This window comes from Azospirillum thiophilum (assembly GCF_001305595.1).
GTDB lineage: Bacteria > Pseudomonadota > Alphaproteobacteria > Azospirillales > Azospirillaceae > Azospirillum > Azospirillum thiophilum.
Genome location: NZ_CP012401.1, coordinates 574,355 through 598,124 on the forward strand (window position 1 = coordinate 574,355; position 23,770 = coordinate 598,124).

Genomic DNA, 23,770 nt, shown 5'->3' on the forward strand with positions numbered 1-23,770 from the left:
CAGGCGAGGACCGGATAGCGTTTTTGTTTTCCAACCTGCGGCAGGATTTGCAAGCTGTGGTAGGTCAGTTCGACCTTCGCCGTGTCGAGGTGACCTTTGCCATCCCGGACGGCAACGGGAAGTACACCTTGGAGAGCGACCTCATCCGCCGCAATCTACCGTCGCGTCCGCTTATTGCTCCTGAGTGTCGAGGCTGCTGGTGGTGTCTGGATGGTCCAGACCGAGCATCGCCTTTCGGATCGCCTGGGCGCGGGCAAGAAGCGGGGCCGCCTCGTCCAGCCGGCCTTGATCCCGGTACAGCCCGGCCAGATTGTTGAGGCTCCTGGCGGTGTCGGGATGGTCGGGACCGAGTGCCGTCTCCCGGATTGCCAAGGCGCGGGCAAGAAGCAGGGCCGCCTCGTCCAGCCGGCCTTGATCCCGGTACAGCCCGGCCAGATTGTTGAGGCTCCTGGCGGTGTCGGGATGGTCGGGACCGAGCGCCGTCTCCCGGATTGACAAGGCGCGGGCAAGAAGCTGGGCCGCCTCGTCCAGCCGGCCTTGATCCCGGTACAGCCCGGCCAGATTGCTGAGGCTCCTGGCGGTGTCGAGATGGTCGGGACCGAGTGCCGTCTCCCGGATTGATAAGGCGCGGGCAAGAAGCGGGGCCGCCTCGTCCAGCCGGCCTTGATCCCGGGACAGTGCGGCCAGATTGTTGAGGCTCCTGGCGGTGTCGGGATGGTCGGGACCGAGCGCCGTCTCCCGGATTGACAAGGCGCGGGCAAGAAGCTGGGCCGCCTCGTCCAGCCGGCCTTGATCCCGGGACAGTGCGGCCAGATTGTTGAGGCTCCTGGCGGTGTCGGGATGGTCGGGACCGAGTGCCGTCTCCTGGATTGACAAGGCGCGGGCAAGAAGCGGGGCCGCCTCGTCCAGCCGGCCTTGATCCCGGTACAGCGCGGCCAGATTGCTGAGGCTCCTGGCGGTGTCGGGATGGTCGGGACCGAGTGCCGTCTCCCGGATTGACAAGGCGCGGGCAAGAAGCGGGGCCGCCTCGTCCAGCCGGCCTTGATCCCGGTACAGCCCGGCCAGATTGCTGAGGCTCCTGGCGGTGTCGGGATGGTCGGGACCGAGTGCCGTCTCCCGGATTGACAAGGCGCGGGCAAGAAGCGGGGCCGCCTCGTCCAGCCGGCCTTGATCCCGGTACAGCCCGGCCAGATTGTTGAACGCCGTGGCGAGGTCAGGTTGAAAGGCAGTGGGACGGGCCGCCGCCAAATCACGGTAGAGCGCCACGGCCTGCTCGGCAGCGTCGAGTGCGTCCTCGCGACGATGAAGAGCCCTCAAGACTTTGGCGAGAGTGTTGAGGGAACCAGCGAGGCTGGATTGAAAGGCATCGGGCCCTCTGGCGGCCAGATCGCGGTAGAGCGCCACCGCCTCGGTAGCGGCGTCGAGGGCCTGCTCGCGCTGCCTCAAAGCGTTCATGATATTGGCCAGATTGTTGAGTGCTGTGGCAAGATCGGATTGAAAAGCGTTGAGCTTTTCGGCGGCCAGGTCGCGGTAGAGCGCCACAGCCTCGCCAGCGGCGTCGAGGGCCTTCTCGTACTGTCCCAGATCGCTCAGGCGACCGGCCAGAGTGTTGAGCGAAGCGGCGAGGTTGGAGCGGAGGGCGGCGGGCCTTGCGGCGCCCGGCGTCGATTCCAACGCACCGCCTTCCGCTACGCCGAGGGCGAGGCGCAGCATCTCGGTGATCCGCTGATGGATGACCACCAATCGCTCGCGCAAGATTCGCCTGTGCCGCGGCATCTGATTGGAGATCGCCATCAAGATTCCGGGCTCCACCGTTCCGGCCAGCAGCCGGTCGAGCCAGCCGAGCGCTGGGTTGGCTTCGCCCAGCAGGCCGGCTGGCAGGCGGCCTTCCGGGCGACGGGCGACGGGCGTGCCGTCGTTAGCCAGTTCGGCGGCTGGGCGGGTGAAGTCCTGGATGATGCGGATCAAGGTCTGCGCTGTCCGCACCGGGGCGCGCTCGCGGCAGCGGTCGATCAGCGCCTCCTCGTCGAGATCCCGGCCGGCCGCCAGAACCAGCAGGCAGAAGCTCTCGCCGATGATGTCGGGTTCGATACCGCCCAGCCCGTTTGCCCGGCCCGCAACGGCCTGGGCGGGGAGAACCGCTTCGAGCAACTCGGCCAGCCGGTCGCGCCCGGTGCCGCTCTCCTGGGGAAGGGCCGCGCACTCCTCATCGATGAGCGTGCGCAACGCGTCACGCTCGACGCCCTGGCACAGCGTGATGCAGGCCACGAGGTGGAGAAGGAGCGGCACGCTGACAGCATGCTCGCGCGCCAGCCGCGCCAGATGGTCCCGCTCCTGGGACGCCAGTCGGAAGGCCAGATCGAGCCGGCCCAGACTCAACAGCGTCTCCATCCCGTCCCGCACGGCGACCAGCCCCGCCATCATCAGGAACAGCGGCTCGGCGGTAAGCCCCGGGTCGGCAAGCCAGCGGTCGAATTGCGGATCGGCGCTGGCGGCCGGCGGGGTCAGCACCGGCGTGCCGTTGCGCCGGCACCAGGCGGCCATGACGCCGGCCAGCAGGTCGCGCCGCTGCTCGACCTCGGCGAGGGGACGCAGCGGAACCGGTTCCAGGAGATCGAAACCGTCATGGAGGCTGTCGCTGCCCTCCGGCCGGGTCAGGTCGGCCCACCAGCCCTCGCTAGGGCTTGCGTGACGCTCCAGCAACAACAGGCGGAGCCGTGGCCGGTGGGCCCCGTCGCGCTGGGCGAGGCTATGGAGCCAAGCGTTGAGCCCGCCCGCCCGCCGGGCGGCGTAATCGACGACGATCAGCATCCGCTCCGCCGCCGGCCAGACCGCAGTGCCTTGCGCCTTGACAAAGGCGTCGAGGTCGCCACCGCCGAGGAAGCCGGCCCGCCAGCCAGCGGCGGCGGCCCGGCTGCACAGCTCGATGGCCAGCCGCGTCTTGCCGCTGCCGGCGTGGCCGGTGATGCCGCGCACGAGTACGGGGCGCTGATCGTCAAGCCAAGCGTCGAGCCGTGCCATTTCGACCTCACGGCCAACGAGATCAAGAAGCCGGCTTTCCGGCCGAAGAAGGTCAAGGTCGGAGCGGGGCGCACGCGTCCGGGCGTGCTTGGCTTGGAGATGCAGGGCAACGCCACCGCAAGTCAGCGTGAGGCCATCCCCGTCGGCTCTTTGGATTATGACCACCGCATCCATGCTGTTTCGTCGCTCCACCGGGGCAGGTGCGGGCGGGATCGGCGATGGGGGCTCCCGCCGCAGCAGGGAACGGGACACATGTGCGAAGGGCTGCGCCCAATCGGGCAGATCGAAGCGTCCGGCCGTGTCGGGAACAAAGGCCCGGGTGTCGATCGCTCGACCCCGTGCCTGCTCAAGGTGTGTCCGGACCTGCGCCTCCAGCCCGTGCGCGACGCTCGCCACCGTGTCGGTGCGCCGGGAGCGCCGCAGCAGCGCCCATGCCTCTGGCCGGATCTCGTACCACACCCGGTCGGGGTCCGGCGCCCCCCCAGCGACGGACCGCGCGCGGAGCAAGCCGCTCAGCAGCAGATGGCCCAGCGCCTCGGGGCCGCGACCGTCGCGGACATCCGCCGCTTCCAACACCAGCCGGGCGACCGGCAGGGTGAAGGGAACGTCGCTCAGCAGCACCGCCAACCGGAAGCCGGCGGGCGACCACCCGCGCAAGTTGGTGACGGCACGCTGCACCATCGCTGGGGTCATGGTGCCTCCGTCTGGATCGGCTGCGTTCTCCGCCACGGCCATCCCATCCGTTCCGGCCTCAGTCCCGGGTGAGTGGAGAAGGAACATGGGCGCGCGATGGCTCTGCCCCATCTGCATCCGCGCCCAGCTGGCGACCATGGCGGGCTCCATGGCGAGAACGGGAAGGGCGATGCCGCCCGGGCGGTCCAAGTTCGGCGCCATTGACCACCACGCCGGCTCGGGCCGCAACTCCACTCCCAGCGCGCCGGGGTGCGGGGCGCTACACACCCCGTGCCCGTCGCCCAGCGTCGTGTCGTCCCAGCGCGGCGGTGGCAGCAGGTGGAGAAGCGCCACGCACGTCCCCCGGCTCCAGCCGGTCAGCAGCTTAGCATAGTGACCGTTGCGCCAATGACCGGACAGGCCGTGGCTGGCGAACAAGATCAGTCGGCGCCGGTCACCGGCCAGCCGTGCCGTCGGCACCAGAGCGCCGCCGGGTGCCTCCAGCATCGGCCGGGGCGCTGAACCGGTCGGGGCGCGGTTCAGACGCAGGCGCCAGCGCCGGACGGACCGGAAAGCGCCGGAATCGCGCAGCAGCGCAGCAAAGTCCCGCAGCGGCCCCGCCCACACCCCCGCCGTTTCGGCGTCCTCCATCACCAGATCGACCTGGAACCAGCGTTCCGGGCGCGGGCGGAGCGCCAGCGCCAGCGCATGGGGCAAAATCTGGCGCAGCTCGGCCGTCTGCGCGGCGGTTCGCGCCTCGTCCAGTTCCACGTCGCGCCGTGACGGCCAGGCTTGGCGGAACGGGCGCAGCGCCCAGGTCAGCGGCAGGCGTTCCGAAAGCGTGTGCGCCGCCGGGATCGCCGCAAGACTGCCGGGGCGCCCGCCGTCGTCCGGCATGCCCGGCGGATAGAGCACGGTGTCGGTGGGCGGCACTCCGCACGGTTCCGCCTCGCTGGCGGCGTCCGGCCGCTCCAGGCGCTCCGACTCCGGGAGTTCGATCGCCTGGACGCCGGTCTCGGACCTTGCGGGCGGCAACACGCCGGCGCTGGCCGGCGGCAGGGCGGGCTTTGCGGGCTTTTCCGTGGCCGCGTTATGCAGCGTCAGGACCCGGCCACGCGTCGCCAGCCACAGGGCGTCCAGCAGGCCTGCCGTGTCGTTGGCCAGCCCGGCCCGCTCCAGATGGACAAGAAGGGCGTCCAGCCTCACACGTCCGCTCCGTCGAGGGGGCGCAGCAGGCTCTCCCGCAGATCCTCCAGCTCCTGATCGCTGAAGCTCCGCCCCTCGCCGCCGCGAAGGGCGACCGTCAGGAAGACGGCGTTCAGGAGCTGGTCGGTGGCCATCTTCCCCTCCTCGTGGTTTTCGAGGAAGCGGTCGATCAGCGCCTCGACGGCGTCGGGAGCAAGAGCCGCGCGGTACCGTTCCAATTGCGCCTCGATGATCTTCCCTAGCCTTTCGCGCTCGGGCGGTTCGATGGTCAGGCGGATGCAGCGCCTCAGGAACGGGGCCGGGAATTCGCGCTCGCCATTCGATGTCATCACAACGAACGGGAACTGCGTGGCCGTCAGCCGCCCGCCTGTGACGGATACCTCGTTGCCCGACGCATTGCGCACCTTGACCAAGCCCTCACCCAGCCGCCGCAACTCGGGGATTTCGTAATCCCCCTCCTCGATCACATTCAGCAGATCGTTGGCGAAGTCGAGATCGGACTTGTCGATCTCGTCGATCAGCAGCGCGCGCGGCCGCCTCTTGGCCGCCAGCGCCGTACCTAGCGGGCCGAGCGTCAGGTACTGCTCCACCGGCGGCGGCGCTTCCCGGTCGGCCTGCAACCGGCCGATCGCGTCGTATTCGTACACCCCGCCCCGCACGGTCGAGCGCGAGTTGATCGGCCAGCGCAGCACCGGCCCCATCATCAGCTCGTGGGCGACCTTGCTAATCAGGGTCGATTTGCCGCTTCCCGGCCGTCCCGTCAGCAGCAGCGGGCGGCGCAGGTACAACGCGGCGTTGACCGCCAGGATCATCTCCTGCGTCGGCAGGAACGCCCGCGCCCGCGGCGCCTCCGCCAGAGGGTCGAACGAGCATGCGCCGGGCGCCACGGGCTCGATCCCCTTGGCCTGCCCGCCGAAGCGCCAGGGCGGCGGATCGGGCAGATCGATGAGGCCGTCATGGGTAACGCCGTCGCCGCGGAAGATTTTCCAGTCGTTCATCCTGCGGGCCTTTCTATGCCGGCGTGTAGGGAAGAAGGTGCGGGTTGTCCCACAGCAATCCGGAATGCGCGGCCAGCGGATGGCCGCACAGCCGGGCCCGGTGGAACGCCGCCGGGATGTCGTCCAGACTATCGACAGCCAAGGCCCCGGGCAGGTCGAAGGGCCGGTTGATCCGCGTCGGGTCGGGCAGGCAGAGATAGGGTATGCCGAGCCGCAGCAGCTTGACCAGGACGTCCCGGGCCTTCCGCCCTTCGGGCGGCGGGGGGAAGGGTAGGATGCGCAGCCCCGCCGCCGCCGACAGGATTTGACCGGGCTCCACCTCGATCCAGTTCCGCACGCACGCCGCCGTTCCGCGCCGACGCAGCTCCTCATCGTGCTTGCGGATGCCCAGCCACATGGGGGGCGGGTCCGACGATCCGGCCGGAACGCGCGCGCGGCCGTGCAAGGTGACGATGAAGACGGTACCCAGTTCCGCCCCGTCTGGGGCGATGTCCAGCGCGTGAAACGGGATGTGGAAGAACACCGGCTTGGCCAGGATGTGAATGTGGTCGCCCTCGCGCAGATGGCCATCCTTGTACAGGATGGCGATCCGCTCCCTCAGGTAACATTCCAGCGCCGCCACTGACGTGACCTTGGTGATGGGGCCTTCATCGGCGCTGTCCGCCTCGCTCGGCAGCACCGGGCTGCCATCGCCGAACAGCAGCTCGCTCCGGCAGCCGGACAGGGTGCCGTCGGTCTTGTCCTCCACCAGCGTCACGATCAGGTGCCGGCTCCGGCTCTCGCCCGCGATCTCATGGCGGGCGGTGGCCAGCGTCTGGGTGGTAGTATTGTTCTCCAGCCAGCGGAGAATGCGTTCGGCATCGGCCTTGGTGATCTCTGGCAAGTCGGCAACGCGCAGCAGGAAGTCGGCGAGGCCGAGGGGAGCCTTCCCCGCTTCGGTACGCTCCAGGGTGCCCAGGGCGCGGAGCTTGGCGGCCAGCGTGTCGGCGCCCGGCAGAACGCCGTTCAGCCGGCTGTCGGTCCGGCGGTAGGGGGCGAGCAGCCACTCGTCCGGCAGATGGCATTTGGACAGCATGTCCCGACACGACCGTTCCAGCGTGTTCTCTCCGCAGCCGACGCACCAGTCGGACGAGATTTCGGCGCCGGACACACCCCAATGCAGAACTTCGCTGCTTTGTTGCCGAAAGGCGCCATTGACCGCCTTGTAGAATCCCTCCCCTCTGTCTCTCCGATCGATCGGCCAGCCGGGAAAGCCACCCAGCGCGTCGAGAAGGGCGCGGGTGAACTGCCCCTGTCCGCGCGTGTAACCGCCTTCCGGGGTGGCGAAGGCGCGGATCTGGAGGGTGTCGACGGCGACTCCCGTCACGTCGTCCGCATGTGGCCTGAGCTCGGGTCTGAAGACGCCGCAGACGTCGGCTAGGATCATCTGCTCCGTGAAGCGACCGTACGCGTCGCTGCGCAGTGTCCTGCAGAAGGACTCAACGTGTAGCGCCTGGGCCGGATCGTCAGTCGTGTAGCCTGGATAGACGAAGGCCCGCCCTTCTTCGTTCAGTATGCCGTGACCGCTCCAGTAGACGAACAGCTTCGATCCGGTTCCATCCTTGAGCGGCCCGCGCCAGAACGTCCGGATGACGCTCTGTGTCGCATTCTCCTCGACCGCGACGTGGCGCGCGCGCAGATAGTCGATGTCGCGACGCAAATCCGCCGATTCTCCGGACGCCATCCGCTGGCGGTCGACCGCCAGGAACAGGTGGATCCCGGTGGCCGGCACACCCGCTTCGTCCAGCAGCCAGCGGGCGATGTCCAGCGCGTTGCGGCACGGCCCGGCCACCGTCCAGTCCGGCGCCTCGTAATGGTCGAGGCCGACGACGAAGGCGCAGACATCGGCCATCTGGCCGCCCGGCGTCATGGCAGGGCAGCCCGGATCGCCGCCCACACGCTGCCGTTGCCGAAATACGCGCTGTGGGCGTCCGGGAAGGGCTGGCCGGACTCGACCGCGACGTCCTTGGCCTGCGGAAACAGCCGACCGGCGACGTAGCTGAGCAGATCGTTGCGGTCGTAGATGTTGAGCCAAGGGGGAAAACCGTCCGGCAACCGGTCGCCCGGGGCCAAGCTTGACAGCGCGCCCAGTTCGTACAGCAGCGGCGCCTGCGACCCGACGGTGACCAGCCGGTCCACTGCTGGCGGGTCGGGAAGGGCCAGCAGATCGAAGCAGGCGATGCCGCCCAGGCTATGGGCGACCAGCGTGACCGGCCCGTTGGCGCGCGCGGCGGCGATCTTTTCGCGGATGAAGGCGCGGACTGCTTCCCCCCGGCTCTGGTACAACAGGATGTCGCCGAGCGGGAACGCCGCCCCGTGGGACAGGCCGTGCCGGTTCTCGCGCATCAGCCGTGTCGCCCGGCGCTTCAGTGTCCCGACCAGAAAGCTGCCGAGGCCCAGCACATCCTGCTTCCAGTCCTGCACCAGACGCTCGACCAGCTTGGCGCGCAGGGCGCTCGACGGTCCAGGCAGCCTAGCCTCCAGTGCCAGCGTGTGGAGCCTAGCGACCAGCGCCCTGGCCAGCGCCCGGGCGACCACTGGAATTTCGTGAGCCGAGCGTTCGAAAGCTTGCTTCGGGATGGGGTCACCGATGATCTCGGACCAGGCCGCCGGCCACAGCCCATCCAGGCCGCCGCCCTTCAGCAGAATCAGCAGCTCAGAGCTTGGCGTGTAGGCAGCGATAAACTCCCAGGCGACCTGCCAAGCTGGCGGCCGGTTCGGCGGCGCGGGTGGCGCGGGCGGGGCGCGGCGGTCGGGGATGGTGAGTTGGTCCAGTTCGCACAACGGGTCGGGAAACAGCCAGTTCCAGCGGGCGAGTTCTGCCGCCTCGGCATCGCGCACCGCCGCCTCGGGAGGATCGGGTAGCGACCGCCCTTCGAACGCGACACCTAGCGGGTCGCCCCAGGCGCAGGGAACAAGGCGGGCTCCGATGCCAGCCTCCCGCGCCTGCCAAACGGCAGAGGCAAAGGTGGTGGTGTAGCTTTCGAGGCGAACCCCCGTGCCGTGAACAAGGATGATGGTACCGTCCGCCATTCCGCCCTATCCTAATTGTTGCAGATGACATAATATCACCCGCCAAATAAATGCTCCATGGGGGAATTGCATTTTTCACGTGCGGATTCGCCTGATTATGTGGAGCTTTGACGGCGGCGTTCCTTCCGCCGAAGGTGAACCCTGCCAGATTTCCCTATAACCCTGGTTGCGGTTGGGCGAATTGGCCTCTGAACCAGAGCCGGGCGGTCACGGCCAAGGGAACGGAGACTCGGTGATCGTCAACCAGCGCTGCGCACCCATTGCCATTAAAAATACCTCTTCTGATAGCACGCGCAGGATGCGACAGGCGCGGCGCTTGGTCCAGGGGCGAGTTCCGACGGAGCGAGAAGCCAAGGCGCTGGCCAGCCCAGCGCCGGCTATGGCCCTGGGCGATCATCGCATCAATCGCCGTAATGACCCTAATGTGCTCGCCGTCGAGACTTCCCACTGCGGGGCCAAACACACGGGTGGGAATGGTCGCCAACTGAAGCGGGTTCAGGATGACCGCTGTGCCGTCGATGGTGAAGTCCGGGTTCAGGGTCGGGTCCGCGATACCCGACCTCGCTCGCCAGGACCAGCGGTGCGACGACGCGATCGGCGCGGTCCTTCCAGCTGTCGCCCTGCACGACGAGGACAAACGGGATCGCGGCCCCGGTGCGACCCGGGTTGCGGTGCACGTCGAACTGCGGCATCAGCGGTCCTCGTCGTCCGGCATGAAGTCACGATTCCACTCGTCGGCGAAACGACCATGCCGTTCGTTGAAGGCGTTCCAAGCCGCGGCGACCTTCCGATGGTGTTTCTGATCGTCCTCCCGCTTCCGCCGTTCCATCTGCGCCCAAGTGGCAAGCAGCGTCTCGATGGTGCCGGAGAGGTTGTCGGTGTAGGCTTGGGCGACTCGAACGAGGTCTTCGTTGAGCGTGACGTTGACGCGCTTCTTCGAAGCTCCGACATCGTAGCCGGCCGCAGTCCGCTGGATGTGACTCATGCTAACCCTCCACCGTGTCGTGCGTATGGTGGTGCGCATTGGCGAAGAGGGCAAGAAGGCTCCTCCTCGAGGAACGATGGAACGCCGCCAAGCGCCGGGCAGTTCATCTCGCCATAGGTGCTTTTTCGACGCGAAGGCTTCAACGTCCTTCAACGAGCTTCAACGAAGCTCCCGTCAGTTCGCGTTGGGTTCCGTCGATTTCCGTCACCTGGAATCAAGAAATATCAACGTATTAACGTGGAAACCCTTACCATGGCATTGTAGAGGTCAGCGGTTCGATCCCGCTTGGCTCCACCAAACAAGACCAAGGGCTTCCAGAGAAATCTGGAAGCCCTTGGTCTTTTCAGGCTTTCGGTTGGCTGCCGGGCGGAAGCGCGCTTCGTCGTTCATAGGCGTGCAGGACATCTTTCCACGCTCTGGGCTTCCAACTGGCCGCCTTCCGTTTAACCCGGACTGCATAAGAACCATTCATCGCTTCGTCACCCGCACTGAACCCAGGCCTTGGCCCGCCGATGCGCCAGACGGGCGGCCAAAGCCTGCCGGGTCTCCAGTTCGACGGCCAGACGCTGGCGTCCCGCGGCGATCCGGTGTTGACCACATCGGCGCGCGATCCCGGCCAGAAGGCGCAACGCCTTGATCCGCCCCATCGGATCGCCAATCAAGCCGGCGATTCTGTACGACAGCTTCAGGGAACTGACCGCTTCCACGATCCAGCCATGGCCGGACTTGTCATCATCCTGGCGCCCCAGCCACCCCCAGCCCGCCGCCCGCAGCGCCTGCACCGCGTGGTTGCGTCCATGATTGACCAGTCCTAGAAGGCTGTCCGTCTCGCGATAGCGCTCGGGGGTGTCATCGTGGAACTCCAGCACGGGCAGTCCATCCCGGCGGTAGATCACGCGTTCCAGGAAGGCCACCACCGGCCCCGGCCAGTCGGCAAGGAAGGAACTGATCCGCGTCACCAGGGCCAGAAGATGCGGGTCGGTGGCTTCCGGACTCCCCGCCGCATGGCGCTGGAAAAGGGCCAGGGATGCCCCGATCATCAAACGCAGGGGCAGAATCAAAGGCAAAAGAAGTGCGTGCACGGCCCGTTCCGGCGGCAATCCGGCGACGATCGCTTGCGCGAACAGGCCGGCTTCAACCACCGACCACAAGGCCTCTCGCCGATCAGAGTCGGCGAAAGGCCGCTCATTCCGGAAACGCCAAAGGATCATGAGATAAAGGATACCGGCCGTGATCGGACGACGGGACAAACGGAGCGCCGCCGCCCACTGACGGCGGTGGAAACTCCGCGAATAGTCCGAGAAATCCACGGTCATCGCCCATCGGTGCAAAATCCGTTCGGCGTCATAGAACCCCTGATCCCGCAACGCGTTGAACAGAAGCTGGTGGCGATGGTCGAATCGATTCCTCGGCAACCGTGCCATGTCGATGAACGCGGCGCTTCGCGCGCCCATGCCAATGCTGGCGTAGAGCTTTGCCGCGTAGAGCGCCTTGCCATCCGCATCGGGGCGGAAGCGTTTCTCCCAACCGCTCCGCCATGGCATTCCGGGGGACGGGTCGGGAAGCTCCGGCAGCGGCATCAATTCGGCGAGCAGCGCGCGCGTGTCGCCGGCACGACCCTCCTTGCGCGCCGGATCGAAGGCCCGCAGCATATCCAGCGCACCGGTGCTCAGAGCCTCCTCCCACATATCGTCGGTCCAAGCCCGATCATCGACGCCGTGGGTCTGAACGTCCACGGAGGCGGCCACTGCATGGTGCAGCCAGACGATGCGGGCCGCGAAAGGACGCTCGATACGGGCGCGGTCCTGGAACAAAGGCACGATGTCGAAGAAGTCCGCGCCGCTGTAGCCGCAGAACACCATCGTGTTGCCGGGATTGTCGAGCAGAGTCTCGACCCGTTCGCGCAACGCGGGTGGCAAACCCGCCTGGAGATTGGCGATGGAATGGCCAAGGGTGGCGAGGTCTTCGCCCAACGAGCCGTGAAGCTTGATCAACCCCCAATCGGCGGTGATGCCGGTAGCGGGCGTCATCACGGGAATCACGCCCGGCCAGCAATCCTCAACCACCGTGTCGAAGTTGGTGGTGATGGCGTACAGCCGATGCGCCACGATGTGATCGGCGATCGCCCGATGCAGGGCGTTCGGCCGACACAGACGGAAGAGCTCCAGATTTTTCAGGCAGTCGATGCCGAAGGTCCAGCGCGCGTCCTCGATCACCTTTTCCAGACGAGGCAGATCCTTGTCGAGAAGCTCCGCATTGTCGGCAAACAGGGCAAGGATGGTGTCCGCCTCCCCGTCCGGCAGGTGATGACGCAGCCATTGCTCGGTCAGGCCGTAGCCCAGCGGCATGCCGCTCGCCTTCGACACGCCGGCACCGAACCAGACGATCAACCGTCCCTCCGGCACCGCCGCCGTCTTTCGTGCCAGCCAGGTATTCTCCGTCATGCCACGGTTCCGACGCGGAGCGCCTCATACCAGCGCCGCTGACGTTCCAGGTCATGGGGCGCGGCGCTCAGCCCGCGCACCTCCCAACACCGCTTGGTGGCGAACACCGCCTCCCCCAGATCCTGGCTGGCAAGCCAACGGTAGGGGCCCGCCATGCAGCCCAGTTCCTGCATCGGATAGAGCGGCGCGCCACCGACATCGGCGGGGAAAGCTTCGCTGTCTCCGTACAAGAGCCACATCATCGCACCATCCGGCAGGGTGACGCCGGTCTGCTCCTCCAGGCGCCGCACCAATTCACGGGCGACGACCATCGGATTAAGGAGTGGATTCGTGTCCATGCCTCTCTTGGAACCATCTTTTGAGAAGGAAGGCCAGTTTCTTGCTCCAATAGAAAGCATTATATCCACCTTACACATCCAAAATCCACTTCATGTGAATGAAATGGCTCGTGATGGTTGCGCCATATGAACGTCGTGCTAAAAAAAAGCGCCGTCTCCCGCCGCGCAGGTCAGCCCGATGCCATCCGAGTCCGATCAGAAAGCCGTCCTTGAAGAAGCCCGGCAGTTCATCGCCAACAACTGCCTCGCCCGCAATCCGGTGATCGTGCTGGGCAGCGGCGCCTCGGTCCGGCACGGGCTGCCGACGATGTCCGCCTTGAAGGATGCCATCGTCGCCGCGATCGAGCCGGGCAAGCGGACCAAGGCGGAGCAAACCGCATGGGAGGCGTTCAAGAAAATCCTGGCCGCCAAGGATCCGGACACCGGGCAATTCACGGATCTCGAAACCGCACTTCAGCAAGCCAACCTGCACGAACACCCCACCCTGCACGAGGCGGTGATCAACGCGACCTGGATGTGCGTCGCGACCGGCGATCAGCAGGCGTTTCTAACCTTCCTTGCCGGCAGTGAGCCGCCGCTCGCCCGGCTGTTCCGCTTTCTGCTGAGCAGCCAGAACCGGCGGGTGACGGTGGTCACGCCCAACTATGACCGCATCGCCGAATACGCCGCCGACATCGCCGGCTACTGCCATCGCACCGGATTCGGCTCCGGCTACATCCGGACCTGGCAGGAGATGAACCGGCCGGTTCGATATTACGACACCATCCATAAGGTCGAGGCGCGCACGATCGACATCTGGAAGGTGCATGGCTCCATCGACTGGTTCCGCCTGGGCGCGCCGGGGCAAGAGCGCATTCTCAGCCTGCCGATCGGTGCATCAAACGAGGCTCCGCCCGCCCGCATGTCGATGGCCCGCCCGGTGATCGTGCCGCCGGGGCGGAGCAAATATGAGGAAACCCACCGCGATCCCTACCGATCCTGCATGCAGGAGGCCGACCGCGCGCTGTCGCAGGCGGAAGCCTTTCTATGCGTCGGCTATGGTTTCAACGACAGCCATTTACAGGAACGCCTGATCGGACGCTGCCGCGACGCCAAGATGCCGGTCGTTCTCCTGACCCGCGACATCACGCCAAAGGCCAAGGAACTGCTGATCGACGCCAAGGCCAATTGCGTGATCCTGTCCAAGGCGGAAACAGAGGGTAAGACCCTCATCCACACCCCGAACTGCCGTGATGGTCTGGAGGTGGAAGGTGTCGATTTGTGGGACTTTCATCATTTCCTGAATTTCGCGTCATGAGGAAAACGATCATGTTCGCCTTTCGTGACGAGAACGCCCTGGGCAAGGTCGTTTCGGTGGATACGGGAAATGCCGTGGTGCAGGTCCCGGATCCGAATCGGCTGCAACGCTTGCAGGTGAACCGGCTGGTCGTGCTCCAGGCGCGTCCCGGACAGCCGCTGATCGGCGTGGTGCGCAAGATCACCCGCCAGATGGATGGTGGCGGGTTGGATGAGGATGTCCTTCCCGGGCTGGATCCATCGGAAAGCAACTTTGTCCGCATCGCCCTGGTGGGCACGCTTTTTCACCGCGACCGCGAGCATCGGAATGTGTTCCGCCGGTCGCTTGAGGCGGTGCCACAGATCGACGCCTTGTGCTTCGCGTTGGAAGGGTCTGACCTGACGGCCTTCATGCAGGTCGTATCCCAGATCGGCAAGGGCGAAGAGACGGCGTTGTCGCTCGGCAGCTACACCCTGGACGCCGGAGCCGCCGCCTTGCTGAATGGCAATCGCTTTTTCCAACGTCACGCCGTCGTCGTCGGCAGCACCGGCTCGGGCAAGAGCTGGACAACGGCACGTTTGTTGGAGCAGGTGGCGGATCTACCGAACGCCAACGCGCTGGTCTTCGACATCCATGGCGAATACCGCACGCTGAAAGGTCCTGGCTTCCGGCACCTGCGGGTGGCAGGCCCGACCGATCTCGATACTCAAACGGCATCGCCGAACATCCTGTACCTGCCTTATTGGCTGCTGAACTATGAGGCGCTTCGCACGCTGTTGGTGGAACGCAGCGACCAGAACGCGCCCAACCAGTCGATGCTGATCAGTCGTCTGGTACGGGAAGCTAAGGAGACGTTCATCAAGGACGCCAGACGGGAAGACCTGTTGCCTGGCTTCACCGTCGACAGCCCGATTCCTTTCGACCTGAAATGGGTGCTGGACGGGCTTGTCGAACATAACGAAGCGATGGAAACCAACCCGAACACTGGGAAGGAGCGTCAAGCCGAATTCAACAACAAGCTGGGCCGTTTGATCGCGCGCCTCGACGCCAAGCTCCAAGACCGCCGCCACGGCTTCCTGTTCGGCGGTCAGCCCGCCACCATGCAACTCGACTATCTCGACACCCTCGTCGAACGCCTGTTGGCCGGGCGGTGCGGGCAGGCGGATGGCGCGGGCGGCGTCAAGATCATCGACTTTTCCGAGGTGCCCTCCGACATTCTGCCGCTGATCGTCGCCATGGTCGCCGGGCTGGCCTTCTCCATTCAGCAATGGACCCCCTCGGAGCGGCGGCATCCCATCGCGCTGTTCTGCGACGAGGCACACAATTACATTCCCGACCTCGCTCAGGACGATTCCGAGGCGCGCGTCGCCGTCCGCACCTTCGAGCGGTTGGCCAAGGAGGGGCGCAAGTACGGCGTCGGGCTGGTCATCATCAGTCAACGCCCGGCCGAGGTCAGCCGCACCGTGATCAGCCAGTGCAACAACGTCATCGCCATGCGCCTGACCAACGCCGAGGACCAGAACCGGGTGCGTGGCCTGCTGCCCGACACCTTGGCCGGCTTCGCCGATCTGCTGCCCATCCTCGACGTCGGCGAGGCGGTGGTGGTGGGTGACGCCAGCCTGCTGCCCGCCCGCATCCGCATCGCCGAGCCGCGCAACAAGCCCGACAGCAGAACCATTGAATTCTGGACCCGCTGGTCGGGCACCGACAACCCGGACAGCTTGCGTGACGCCTGCGAAGCGTGGCGTCGACAAAGCCTGCAAGCCGCCCCCGCCCCTCAGCCGGCCGATGCCTGACCATGCCGATACGCTTGCGGAAGCTACCCATCTTTTTGATTCTCATCGTTCTCGCGATCAATTTTTCCTTTTTGTATTTCGGTCTGCCCGATTGCCCGTTGCCCGAGAAGGCGGAGGAAAAGGCCTGTGTCGATTCCGGCCTGTCGGGATTGCTGGCTATCGCATACCGGGCGCTGATGCTGTTCACCCTTGAGGGCAACAATCTCGATCCGCAGTTCACCGACGCACCGGACTGGGTGTGGTGGGCGTTCCAAATGCTGCGGATCGCCACGCCGTTCGCGCTGGCCGCCGCCGTGCTGCACACGCTATCCAACGTTTGGGACGCGACGACCCTCCGATTCAGCCGATGGACGAAAAGGAAAACCGCCGTTGTCATCGGGCTGGGTCAGATCGGGCGAATGTTCGCGCGGGAATACCGGAACAGAAACCTCTTTGTGGTCGGGGTGGACTCCAACCCATCCGACGAGTTGGTCGCGTTCTGCCAACGTCATTCGATTCGTCTTATCGTTGGCGATGGCGCCGACCCCGACGTTCTGAACCCAATCCTGGACGGGCGGGTGGAGCGCGTGGCTGTCGTGACCGACGACGACGTCCGCAACATGGAGGTCGCCGGGCGCATTCGAAGGCTGCGGATGGACCAAGAGGCTCCGAATTCTCTCAACCTGTACGTTCATATCTTCGATCCTCGGTTGGCGCTCCGCCTGCACGACCACCACCTGCCATCCACCACCGGAAACGCCACCGTCTCCATGCTGCCGTTCAGCTTCTACACCGTGACCGCGCGCGAATTGCTGCGCACGGTGCCGCTGCACCAGTTTGCCGACCTGCGTGGCCAACGCCGCATCCATGCCGCCATCTTCGGGTTCGGCAGCATGGGAGAAAGCCTGTTCGTGCAGATTGCCCAGCTTGGCCATTACAAGGATTTCGAGCCGCCGCGCATCTCCATCTTCGACCGCAACCCCGACGATTGCCGCCGCATCATCGCCGCCCGCTATCCGCAAATAGATCAAGCCTGCCGGTGGACGGTCGATCCGATCGAGTTTGGCCGCACCGCGCTGGATGACAGTGACACGCTTCGCGACATCGAGAACTCCGACGGCATCACCGCGACCTTTCTGTGCCTGGGGGTGGAAGCCGACAACATCGCGGCCGCTCTGGAACTGCGCGCCCTGATGACGCGCTACAGGCGCTTTCTGGCGCCGATCTACGTGCGAATCCGCAACGCCGAGGGGCTTGAGGATTTCATGCCGTCCACCGGCGCCAACCAGTGCCGGCGCTTCCAGGACGAGTTGCGCCCGTTCGGCCTGGTCAGGGACATCCTGGGGGCCAGCGGCATCGAGGGCGACTCCGAATGGCTGGCGCAAATTCTGCATTTTGGCTACACGGCGCGCATGGCGTTGACGGCCGAAGAGCGATCACGGGACCAGGACGGCGACGGAATTCCAGACTTCTACCGCACCTGCGTTCGCCAGCTTTCCAGCCGGCGCGAGGCGTTGCTGCCGGAGTGGATGAGAATCCCGGAGCCGTTCCGTGATTCGAGCCGGGCCGGGGCCGATCACCTGCGGGTGAAATTGGCGGGCCTTGGCTATGACCTGTCGAACCGTCCAACCAGCGCCTTCCGATTGGCGGAACTGCCATCGAAGCCGGCCCTGCGCTGGCTGGATCGTTTGGAGCACACCCGATGGATGGCCGACCGGGCCGCGATCGGCTATCGCCCTTCCGACACCATCAAGGATGACGACCGCCGCCTGCACCGTCTTCTGGTCCCCTTCGAGGCGTTGCGCCATGAAGACGCTAAGGACCGCGACATGAATCTCCTCTTGCTGGACGGTGTCCTCGGCCAGGACGACGGCGGCACCGACGTTCATCGGCTGCGTCGCAACCACACGGTGGGCGTGATCGGTCATGCCGCTGTCGGGTGCCATGGCCTGCCAGCCGGGTTCTGGGAAAGCGCTCAAGCCACGGCGCTCCTTGCCCGGCTCCGCGCATGCACAGACAACCACCGGCTCGTGCTGCTGGCCGCCATTGAGGAGCCGGCCGAGGCGGAGTTCGTTTGGCGGCTCCTGGACAACGTTTTGCCCGTCGAGGAGAAGCGGCCCGAGGCAACCCAACGCCGCCTCGAGGAGCGCTCGATCGTTCTGCGTTGTCCCCGTTTTTTGCCGGTCCCCCGAATCAAGGATGGCGACGACCCGCTGCTCCGCTCTCAAGGCAATCGACCACAGTGGTGGCGCACACCGGAATGGGTCATCGACATGATCCCGGCAGGCCGTTTCGGAGACGACTTTTACGAGAATTATTACGCCCAATCAGCGAATGATCTGCCACGTCCCCGGCGTGATGCCGTGGCCGCGCAACGGGCGCGGGCGCTCGCCTATTGGATCGAGCGTTGTGACAGCCTGATCTACTTGGCGCCCAGCCCGTCCCCCTCGATCAGCACCGAGGTTAACCCGACGGACAGTGCCGCGGCTTTCCTCGAATTGGCCGAACGTCTGTTCGAAAACACCGTCGCTGATGAGTCACAACGCACGCGCGACTGGCAAGCTTTGTACGGCTACTGGAACCACCCAGAACATATTCCCGCATGCTTTTCATCGGTGCCGCTGGGCCGCTTCGCCCGCCACCGAGAGGTTTCCGGCCTCATCCGAGTGGAGCAACCATCGCTTGGTGGATTGGAATGGGTGTCGATTTCAGGCAGCGAGCTGTAAAAGACGATATCTTCTCCACTCACCCTCAGGAGCCGATCCAAGGTCGTGCCCCACGGGGTGGTGTAGGAGCTGTGGGGAACCGGCCCGCCGTAGCGCCCTCCGATGGCTGGCGTAGGCGGGCCGCTTATCCATAGCGGGGCGGTCATCGCGGTTCTTCGATAGAGTCTGGTCACCACACCTCAACCCGACCGAAGGGTGACCACGATGACCGACGAGATGATGGCGCTTCGCGCGATGCTTGAGAAGGGCGCGGATGCCGATGTTCTGCGCGAGATGATCGGCTTTGCTGCCGAGCGGCTGATGGAGTTGGAGGTGCAGGGCCTGACCGGCGCCGGTCATGGCGAACGGTCGGCCGAGCGACTGGTTCAGCGCAACGGCTATCGCGATCGCGACTGGGAAACTCGAGCCGGCACCGTCGAGCTGCGCATTCCCAAACTGCGCAAGGGCTCCTACTTCCCCGGCTTTCTGGAGCCGCGGCGGATGGCTGAGAAGGCGCTGACGGCGGTGATCCAGGAGGCCTACATCCAGGGCATCTCGACGCGCTCGGTGGACGATCTGGTCCAGGCCATGGGAATGTCTGGCATCTCCAAGAGCCAGGTCAGTCGGTTGTGAGCCGAGATCGACGAGCGGGTTAAGACCTTTCTCGGCCGTCCCATCGAGGGCGACTGGCCCTACCTGTGGCTGGATGCCACCTACGTGAAGGTGCGCCAGAACGGACGCATCGTTTCGGTCGCCGTGACCATCGCGGTGGCGGTCAACACCGACGGCCGGCGCGAGGTGCTGGGCATGGACATCGGCCCGTCCGAGGCGGAAACCTTCTGGATCGAGTTCCTACGCAAGCTCAAGCGCCGTGGTCTGAGCGGCGTCAAGCTGGTGATCTCCGACGCCCATGGCGGCATCAAGGCCGCCGTCACCCGGGTCTTCCAGGCGACGTGGCAAAGGTGCCGGGTCCATTTCTCCAGGACAGCGCTCACCCACGCCGGCAAGAGCGGACGCCGTGTCGTGGCGGCCTTCATCGCCACGGCCTTCGCCCAGGACGATGCGGCATCTGCTCGCACGCAGTGGCGGCAAGTGGCCGATCAGGTCCGGGCCAAGCTGCCGAAGCTGGCCACCCTGATGGACGAGGCGGAAGAAGACGTCCTGGCCTACATGACCTTTCCCAGGGAGCATCGGGCCAAGCTCCACTCGACAAACCCGATTGAACGTCTCAACGGCGAGATCAAGCGGCGCACCGAGGTTGTCGGCATATTTCCCAACGAGGAAGCGATTACGAGGCTCATCGGCGCCATCCTCTTGGAGCAAAACGATGAATGGGCCGTTCAGCGGGCACGCTACATGACGCTGGAAACCATCGCCCCGCTCGGCGATGATCCCATCGTCAGCCTGCCCGCTGTGGCCGCCTGACCATCCGGCCAGACCGGCCGGAGAACCTGATGAGCGACCCAGATCCTACACCACTCCTCGGGGCATGATCCGATCCAAAATAGACGAATCGATTGAGCTTCCTGTGCGGCCTGGGATTCTCAACGTGAAGCAGATGGACTCGGTCTGACCATTCAGGCGTGCCACTACCCGCCGGGCACCTCGAAATGGAACAAGATCAAGCACCGCCTCTTTTGCCACATCTCCCAGAACTGGCGTGCCCGCCCGCTAACCAGCCGGCTCGCCGTCGTCAAACTGAGCGCTGCCACGACCACCAAGACCGGCCTGACCGTCGCCTGTAAACTCGACACCACCACCTACGATAAGGGAATCAAGTTCCCCGATGACAGACGGCCTTCGGCGGACAGTTACACTGGGGCTGCGGCCTGTTCGAAAAGGCGGTCCTGGGTTCCGCCCGCCTGGGACTGGAGCCCGACGGCTGGCGCGTGCGCGGCGGCACCCCGCTGTCCTGGCGGGTCGCTGACCGCTTGAGGCGGCTCTGGAAAACGGACCGGACATGGCGAAGGCCGCGAACCCGTTCCGGTTCGCGGCCTTCAAGATGGTGGGCGGTACTGGGATTGAACCAGTGACCCCTACGATGTCAACGTAGTGCTCTCCCGCTGAGCTAACCGCCCACTATGGCGTCCGGTGGCGGCTGCGGCGCGCTTGGCGTCGTTCCGTCCGGCGTGGGCGGGTGTATACCGGCCTCGGCGTGGGCGTGCAAGCCCTTTCATCGCGCCATATGCTTTTTTTATCCGATGGCCGCGCGCGCACGGGCGCTCCCGTGACACGGCGGCCGGCGTCCATTACATCATTCGACCATGGATGCCTCCTTCGACGCGCAAAGCGACGCCGACGCCGGCCCCGATGCGGCCCCGGATCCCGCCCCCGGCCCGGCCGCAAACGCCCCGGCCTTCGAGATTCTGGCCCCGCGAAGCCAGAGGCTGCCGCTCGTGCTCGCCTCGCCGCACAGCGGAAGCAGCTATTCCGCCGCCTTCCTCGCCTCCTCCCGCCTGAATGCCCGCGCGCTGCGCAAGTCGGAGGACTGCTTCGTCGACGAGATCTTCGCCTTCGCCCCCGGCTTCGGCGTGCCGCTGATCCGCGCCCTGTTCCCGCGCGCCTATCTGGACGTCAACCGCGAAGCCTACGAACTGGATCCGGAGATGTTCGCCGACCCCCTGCCGGCCTACGTCAACACCCGCTCGCCGCGGGTCGCGGCAGGGCTCGGCACCATCGCCCGCGTGGTGGCCAACGGCGAGGACATCTACAAGGGCAAGCTGCGCTTCGCCGAGGCGCTGGACCGGATCGGCCGCTGCTACACCCCCTATCACACCGCGCTCCGCGACCTGGTGGACGCGACGCGCGACGCCTTCGGCCATGCCCTGCTGATCGATTGCCATTCCATGCCGTCGGCCGGCGCCGCGGCCAGTGGCGGGCGCAGCGGGCGTGGCGCCAGCCATCCCGACATCGTGCTGGGTGACTGCTACGGCAACGCCTGTGCCGCCGCGGTGATCGACGCGGCGGAGAATTTCCTGCGCGGGCTGGGCTATGCCGTCAGCCGCAACAATCCCTATGCCGGCGGCTACACCACCCGCCATTACGGCCGGCCGCGCCAGGGCATCCACGCGCTGCAGATCGAGATCGCCCGCGACCTCTACATGGACGAGACGGCGCTGAGCCGCCTGCCTTATCTGGACGTGCTGGCCCGCCATATGACCGAACTGGTCGACACGCTGGGGCTGTTGCCGCCGGACGGGCTGGGACCGCGCTGATGTCCCGGTAATACCGGTGGGCGCGGCGGCATAATTCCAGCGGATCCGCCTGAACCGCCCTCTCCGCGCCACAGTTCGCGCTTATCGGTCTTGCGGCCACGCTTCGGCTTGCAGGCGCCTTGCGCCCCTGCCGTGAGCACAAAAAAAAGGGCCGCGGGAGAACCCGCGGCCTCAGTCTAGGGAGGAAACGCCCAAGAAGTGCGTTACGCCAACACCCGCGCCGAGGCGCGACCATTGCCGCACTGCACAATATGAACGCGACCCCGCCCGGCTTCAAGCCGAAAATGAATTTCTTTTTCATTTCATAACCTTACCAGAAGTGGAGGTAGTGCGAACCGGATAGAGCCCCAGCAGTCTCGCTGCACCGCACAATGACCGAAGGCGGGGTGGCCTGACCGAATGGGCAGGAATGGCCGGCACTTTGGACCGAGTTTCCGGTCCGACGCTCCGGACCGGTGTCCGGTTTTCGGAACCAAGCCCGCCGACGGTCGTTTCAAAGCTGTCCCGAGCCGGGACTCCGCCATGGACCACCGCCATGGCAGCCCGGCCCCTCGGGACCGCGCAAACGCCCCGCCGGCGGCCAATAAGGAGAAGAACATCGTGAGCAGGCTCGTCGTCGTATCCAACCGGGTGGCCCTGATGGAAGAGGGCAAGCAGGCGGCCGGCGGTCTCGCCGTCGCAATCCTGGCGGCCTTGAAGAAGACCGGAGGCATCTGGTTCGGGTGGAGCGGAAACGTCGTCGACGGCGAGTCCCAGGCGGAACCGACCAGGACGGAGATGGGCAAGCTGACCTACGCCACGCTGGATCTCGGCCGCCGCGACCATGAGGAATATTACAACGGCTTCGCCAACCAGACCTTATGGCCGCTGTTCCATTACCGGCTCGGCCTGATCTCGGTGAACCGGCGGACGCGCGAAGGCTATGAACGGGTCAACGCCTATTTCGCCGACAAGCTGGAACCGCTGCTGCGCCCCGACGACATGGTCTGGGTCCACGACTATCACCTGATCCCCTTCGGCGACGAGCTGCGCCGCCGCGGCTGTTCGCAGCGCATCGGCTTCTTCCTGCACACGCCCTTTCCCCCGCCGGAACTGCTGACCGCCCTGCCCAACCACCGCGACCTGATCCGCGAGCTGTGCGCCTACGATCTGGTCGGCTTCCACACCGCCACCGACATGCGCGGCTTCTGCGACTACATCCGCACCGAGACCGACGGCACCGTCGAACAGCGCGGCGCCTACGGCAGCGCCACGATCCGCGCCTTCGGCCGCACCCTGCTGGCCAAGGTCTTCCCCATCAGCATCGACACCGAGGCGCTGGAGAGCCTGGCCCGCACCGCCGGCCGCTCGCGCCAGGCCGAACGGCTGCGCGAGAGCCTGGTCGGGCGCCGGCTGATCATCGGCGTCGACCGGCTGGATTATTCCAAGGGCCTGCCCCAGCGATTCGCCGCCTTCGAGCAGCTGCTGGAAAGCTACCCGGAGCATTGCAACCGCGTCTCCTTCCTGCAGGTCGCCCCGCCGAGCCGCGAGGACGTGCCGGAATACATCGCCATTCGCCGCGAGCTGTCGGAGATGGCCGGCCGCATCAACGGCCGCTTCGCCGAATTCGACTGGCAGCCGATCCGCTACCTGAACCGCAGCTTCGGCCAGCGCGTGCTCGCCGGCTTCTACCGGCTGGCCAATGTCGGGCTGGTGACGCCGCTGCGCGACGGCATGAATCTGGTCGCCAAGGAATATGTCGCCTGCCAGGACTCCGACAATCCGGGCGTGCTGGTGCTGTCGCAGTTCGCCGGCGCGGCGCAGGAGATGGGGGAGGCGCTGATCGTCAACCCGTTCGACATCGAAGGTGTCGGCGACGCCCTGCAACGGGCATTGACCATGCCGCTGGGCGAGCGCAAGGAACGCCACGCCGCACTGATGCGGACCCTGCGGCAGCACGACATCGGCTGGTGGCGGGAAAGCTATGTGGACGCGCTGACCCGCGCACCGTATGACTTTCCGGTCACCTGAGCATCCGCTCATCCCGCCGTTATCGCAGACCCGCAACCCCACCGCAGACCCGG

General features: G+C 65.9%; 13 protein-coding genes, 1 tRNA gene and 2 pseudogenes. 7 read left to right on the forward strand and 9 right to left on the reverse strand.

All coding sequences use genetic code 11. From position 1 onward, the window contains the following. Window positions 1-171: 171 nt before the first annotated feature. The 8 genes from AL072_RS02625 to AL072_RS02655 all read right to left on the reverse strand — a co-directional run bounded on the left by AL072_RS02625 (window position 172) and on the right by AL072_RS02655 (window position 12,736). On the reverse strand, window positions 172-4,899 hold the full coding sequence (locus AL072_RS02625) for a tetratricopeptide repeat protein (RefSeq protein WP_052709964.1): 4,728 nt from the start codon (window positions 4,897-4,899) through the stop codon (window positions 172-174). Continuing rightward, complete coding sequence (locus AL072_RS02630; RefSeq protein WP_045581631.1) at window positions 4,896-5,897, reverse strand: AAA family ATPase; 1,002 nt, start codon at window positions 5,895-5,897, stop codon at window positions 4,896-4,898. The genes AL072_RS02625 and AL072_RS02630 overlap by 4 nt, the downstream gene beginning before the upstream one ends. Before the next feature lie 13 nt (window positions 5,898-5,910). Then, window positions 5,911-7,806 carry a hypothetical protein gene (locus AL072_RS02635; protein WP_144428122.1) on the reverse strand — a complete coding sequence of 632 codons (1,896 nt, stop codon included), beginning with the start codon at window positions 7,804-7,806 and terminating at the stop codon, window positions 5,911-5,913. Further along, complete coding sequence (locus AL072_RS02640; protein ID WP_052709963.1) at window positions 7,803-8,969, reverse strand: hypothetical protein; 1,167 nt, start codon at window positions 8,967-8,969, stop codon at window positions 7,803-7,805. Before AL072_RS02640 ends, AL072_RS02635 begins: the two co-directional genes overlap by 4 nt. A 419-nt stretch (window positions 8,970-9,388) precedes the next feature. Continuing rightward, on the reverse strand, window positions 9,389-9,661 hold the full coding sequence (locus AL072_RS36195) for a CcdB family protein (RefSeq protein WP_082108892.1): 273 nt from the start codon (window positions 9,659-9,661) through the stop codon (window positions 9,389-9,391). Further along, window positions 9,661-9,954 carry a type II toxin-antitoxin system CcdA family antitoxin gene (locus tag AL072_RS02645; protein WP_045581629.1) on the reverse strand — a complete coding sequence of 98 codons (294 nt, stop codon included), beginning with the start codon at window positions 9,952-9,954 and terminating at the stop codon, window positions 9,661-9,663. The genes AL072_RS36195 and AL072_RS02645 overlap by 1 nt, the downstream gene beginning before the upstream one ends. A 479-nt stretch (window positions 9,955-10,433) precedes the next feature. Continuing rightward, on the reverse strand, window positions 10,434-12,398 hold the full coding sequence (locus AL072_RS02650; protein WP_045581628.1) for an SIR2 family protein: 1,965 nt from the start codon (window positions 12,396-12,398) through the stop codon (window positions 10,434-10,436). Beyond that, complete coding sequence (locus AL072_RS02655; protein ID WP_144428124.1) at window positions 12,395-12,736, reverse strand: hypothetical protein; 342 nt, start codon at window positions 12,734-12,736, stop codon at window positions 12,395-12,397. Before AL072_RS02655 ends, AL072_RS02650 begins: the two co-directional genes overlap by 4 nt. A 316-nt stretch (window positions 12,737-13,052) precedes the next feature. Here AL072_RS02655 and AL072_RS02660 point away from each other — a divergent pair, with 316 nt between their 5' ends. The 5 genes and pseudogenes from AL072_RS02660 to AL072_RS35490 all read left to right on the forward strand — a co-directional run. Beyond that, the gene (locus AL072_RS02660) at window positions 13,053-14,033 is read left to right on the forward strand and encodes an SIR2 family protein (RefSeq protein ID WP_158511037.1); all 981 of its coding nucleotides are present in this window, start codon (window positions 13,053-13,055) and stop codon (window positions 14,031-14,033) included. Window positions 14,034-14,044: 11 nt separating this feature from the next. After that, window positions 14,045-15,808: an ATP-binding protein gene (locus AL072_RS02665; RefSeq protein ID WP_045581626.1), complete on the forward strand. Its 1,764-nt coding sequence runs from the start codon at window positions 14,045-14,047 to the stop codon at window positions 15,806-15,808. Between the two features lie 2 nt (window positions 15,809-15,810). Then, window positions 15,811-18,513 carry an NAD-binding protein gene (locus tag AL072_RS02670; protein WP_060721689.1) on the forward strand — a complete coding sequence of 901 codons (2,703 nt, stop codon included), beginning with the start codon at window positions 15,811-15,813 and terminating at the stop codon, window positions 18,511-18,513. 204 nt (window positions 18,514-18,717) lie between these two features. Continuing rightward, window positions 18,718-19,917, forward strand: a pseudogene (locus tag AL072_RS02675) (IS256 family transposase). 141 nt (window positions 19,918-20,058) lie between these two features. Beyond that, a pseudogene (locus tag AL072_RS35490) lies at window positions 20,059-20,280 on the forward strand (ISAzo13-like element transposase-related protein); the annotation flags it as partial. Between the two features lie 215 nt (window positions 20,281-20,495). On the opposite strand, the gene AL072_RS02680 reads toward AL072_RS35490, so the two are convergent. Then, a tRNA-Val gene (locus AL072_RS02680) sits at window positions 20,496-20,570 on the reverse strand. A gap of 186 nt (window positions 20,571-20,756) precedes the next feature. Between AL072_RS02680 and AL072_RS02685 the strand changes: the two genes are divergently transcribed. Beyond that, the gene (locus AL072_RS02685) at window positions 20,757-21,707 is read left to right on the forward strand and encodes an N-formylglutamate amidohydrolase (protein ID WP_045581624.1); all 951 of its coding nucleotides are present in this window, start codon (window positions 20,757-20,759) and stop codon (window positions 21,705-21,707) included. 600 nt (window positions 21,708-22,307) lie between these two features. Next, window positions 22,308-23,717 carry an alpha,alpha-trehalose-phosphate synthase (UDP-forming) gene (otsA, locus tag AL072_RS02690; protein ID WP_045582567.1) on the forward strand — a complete coding sequence of 470 codons (1,410 nt, stop codon included), beginning with the start codon at window positions 22,308-22,310 and terminating at the stop codon, window positions 23,715-23,717. The last annotated feature ends 53 nt before the right edge of the window (window positions 23,718-23,770 follow it).

Coding starts and splice junctions, on each gene's coding strand:
- AL072_RS02630 (WP_045581631.1), bottom strand. CDS start 5,897: ATGAACGACTGGAAAATCTTCCGCGGCGACGGCGTTACCCATGACGGC.
- AL072_RS02635 (WP_144428122.1), bottom strand. CDS start 7,806: ATGACGCCGGGCGGCCAGATGGCCGATGTCTGCGCCTTCGTCGTCGGC.
- AL072_RS02640 (WP_052709963.1), bottom strand. CDS start 8,969: ATGGCGGACGGTACCATCATCCTTGTTCACGGCACGGGGGTTCGCCTC.
- AL072_RS36195 (WP_082108892.1), bottom strand. CDS start 9,661: ATGCCGCAGTTCGACGTGCACCGCAACCCGGGTCGCACCGGGGCCGCG.
- AL072_RS02645 (WP_045581629.1), bottom strand. CDS start 9,954: ATGAGTCACATCCAGCGGACTGCGGCCGGCTACGATGTCGGAGCTTCG.
- AL072_RS02650 (WP_045581628.1), bottom strand. CDS start 12,398: ATGACGGAGAATACCTGGCTGGCACGAAAGACGGCGGCGGTGCCGGAG.
- AL072_RS02655 (WP_144428124.1), bottom strand. CDS start 12,736: ATGGACACGAATCCACTCCTTAATCCGATGGTCGTCGCCCGTGAATTG.
- AL072_RS02665 (WP_045581626.1), top strand. CDS start 14,045: ATGTTCGCCTTTCGTGACGAGAACGCCCTGGGCAAGGTCGTTTCGGTG.
- AL072_RS02670 (WP_060721689.1), top strand. CDS start 15,811: ATGCCGATACGCTTGCGGAAGCTACCCATCTTTTTGATTCTCATCGTT.
- AL072_RS02685 (WP_045581624.1), top strand. CDS start 20,757: ATGGATGCCTCCTTCGACGCGCAAAGCGACGCCGACGCCGGCCCCGAT.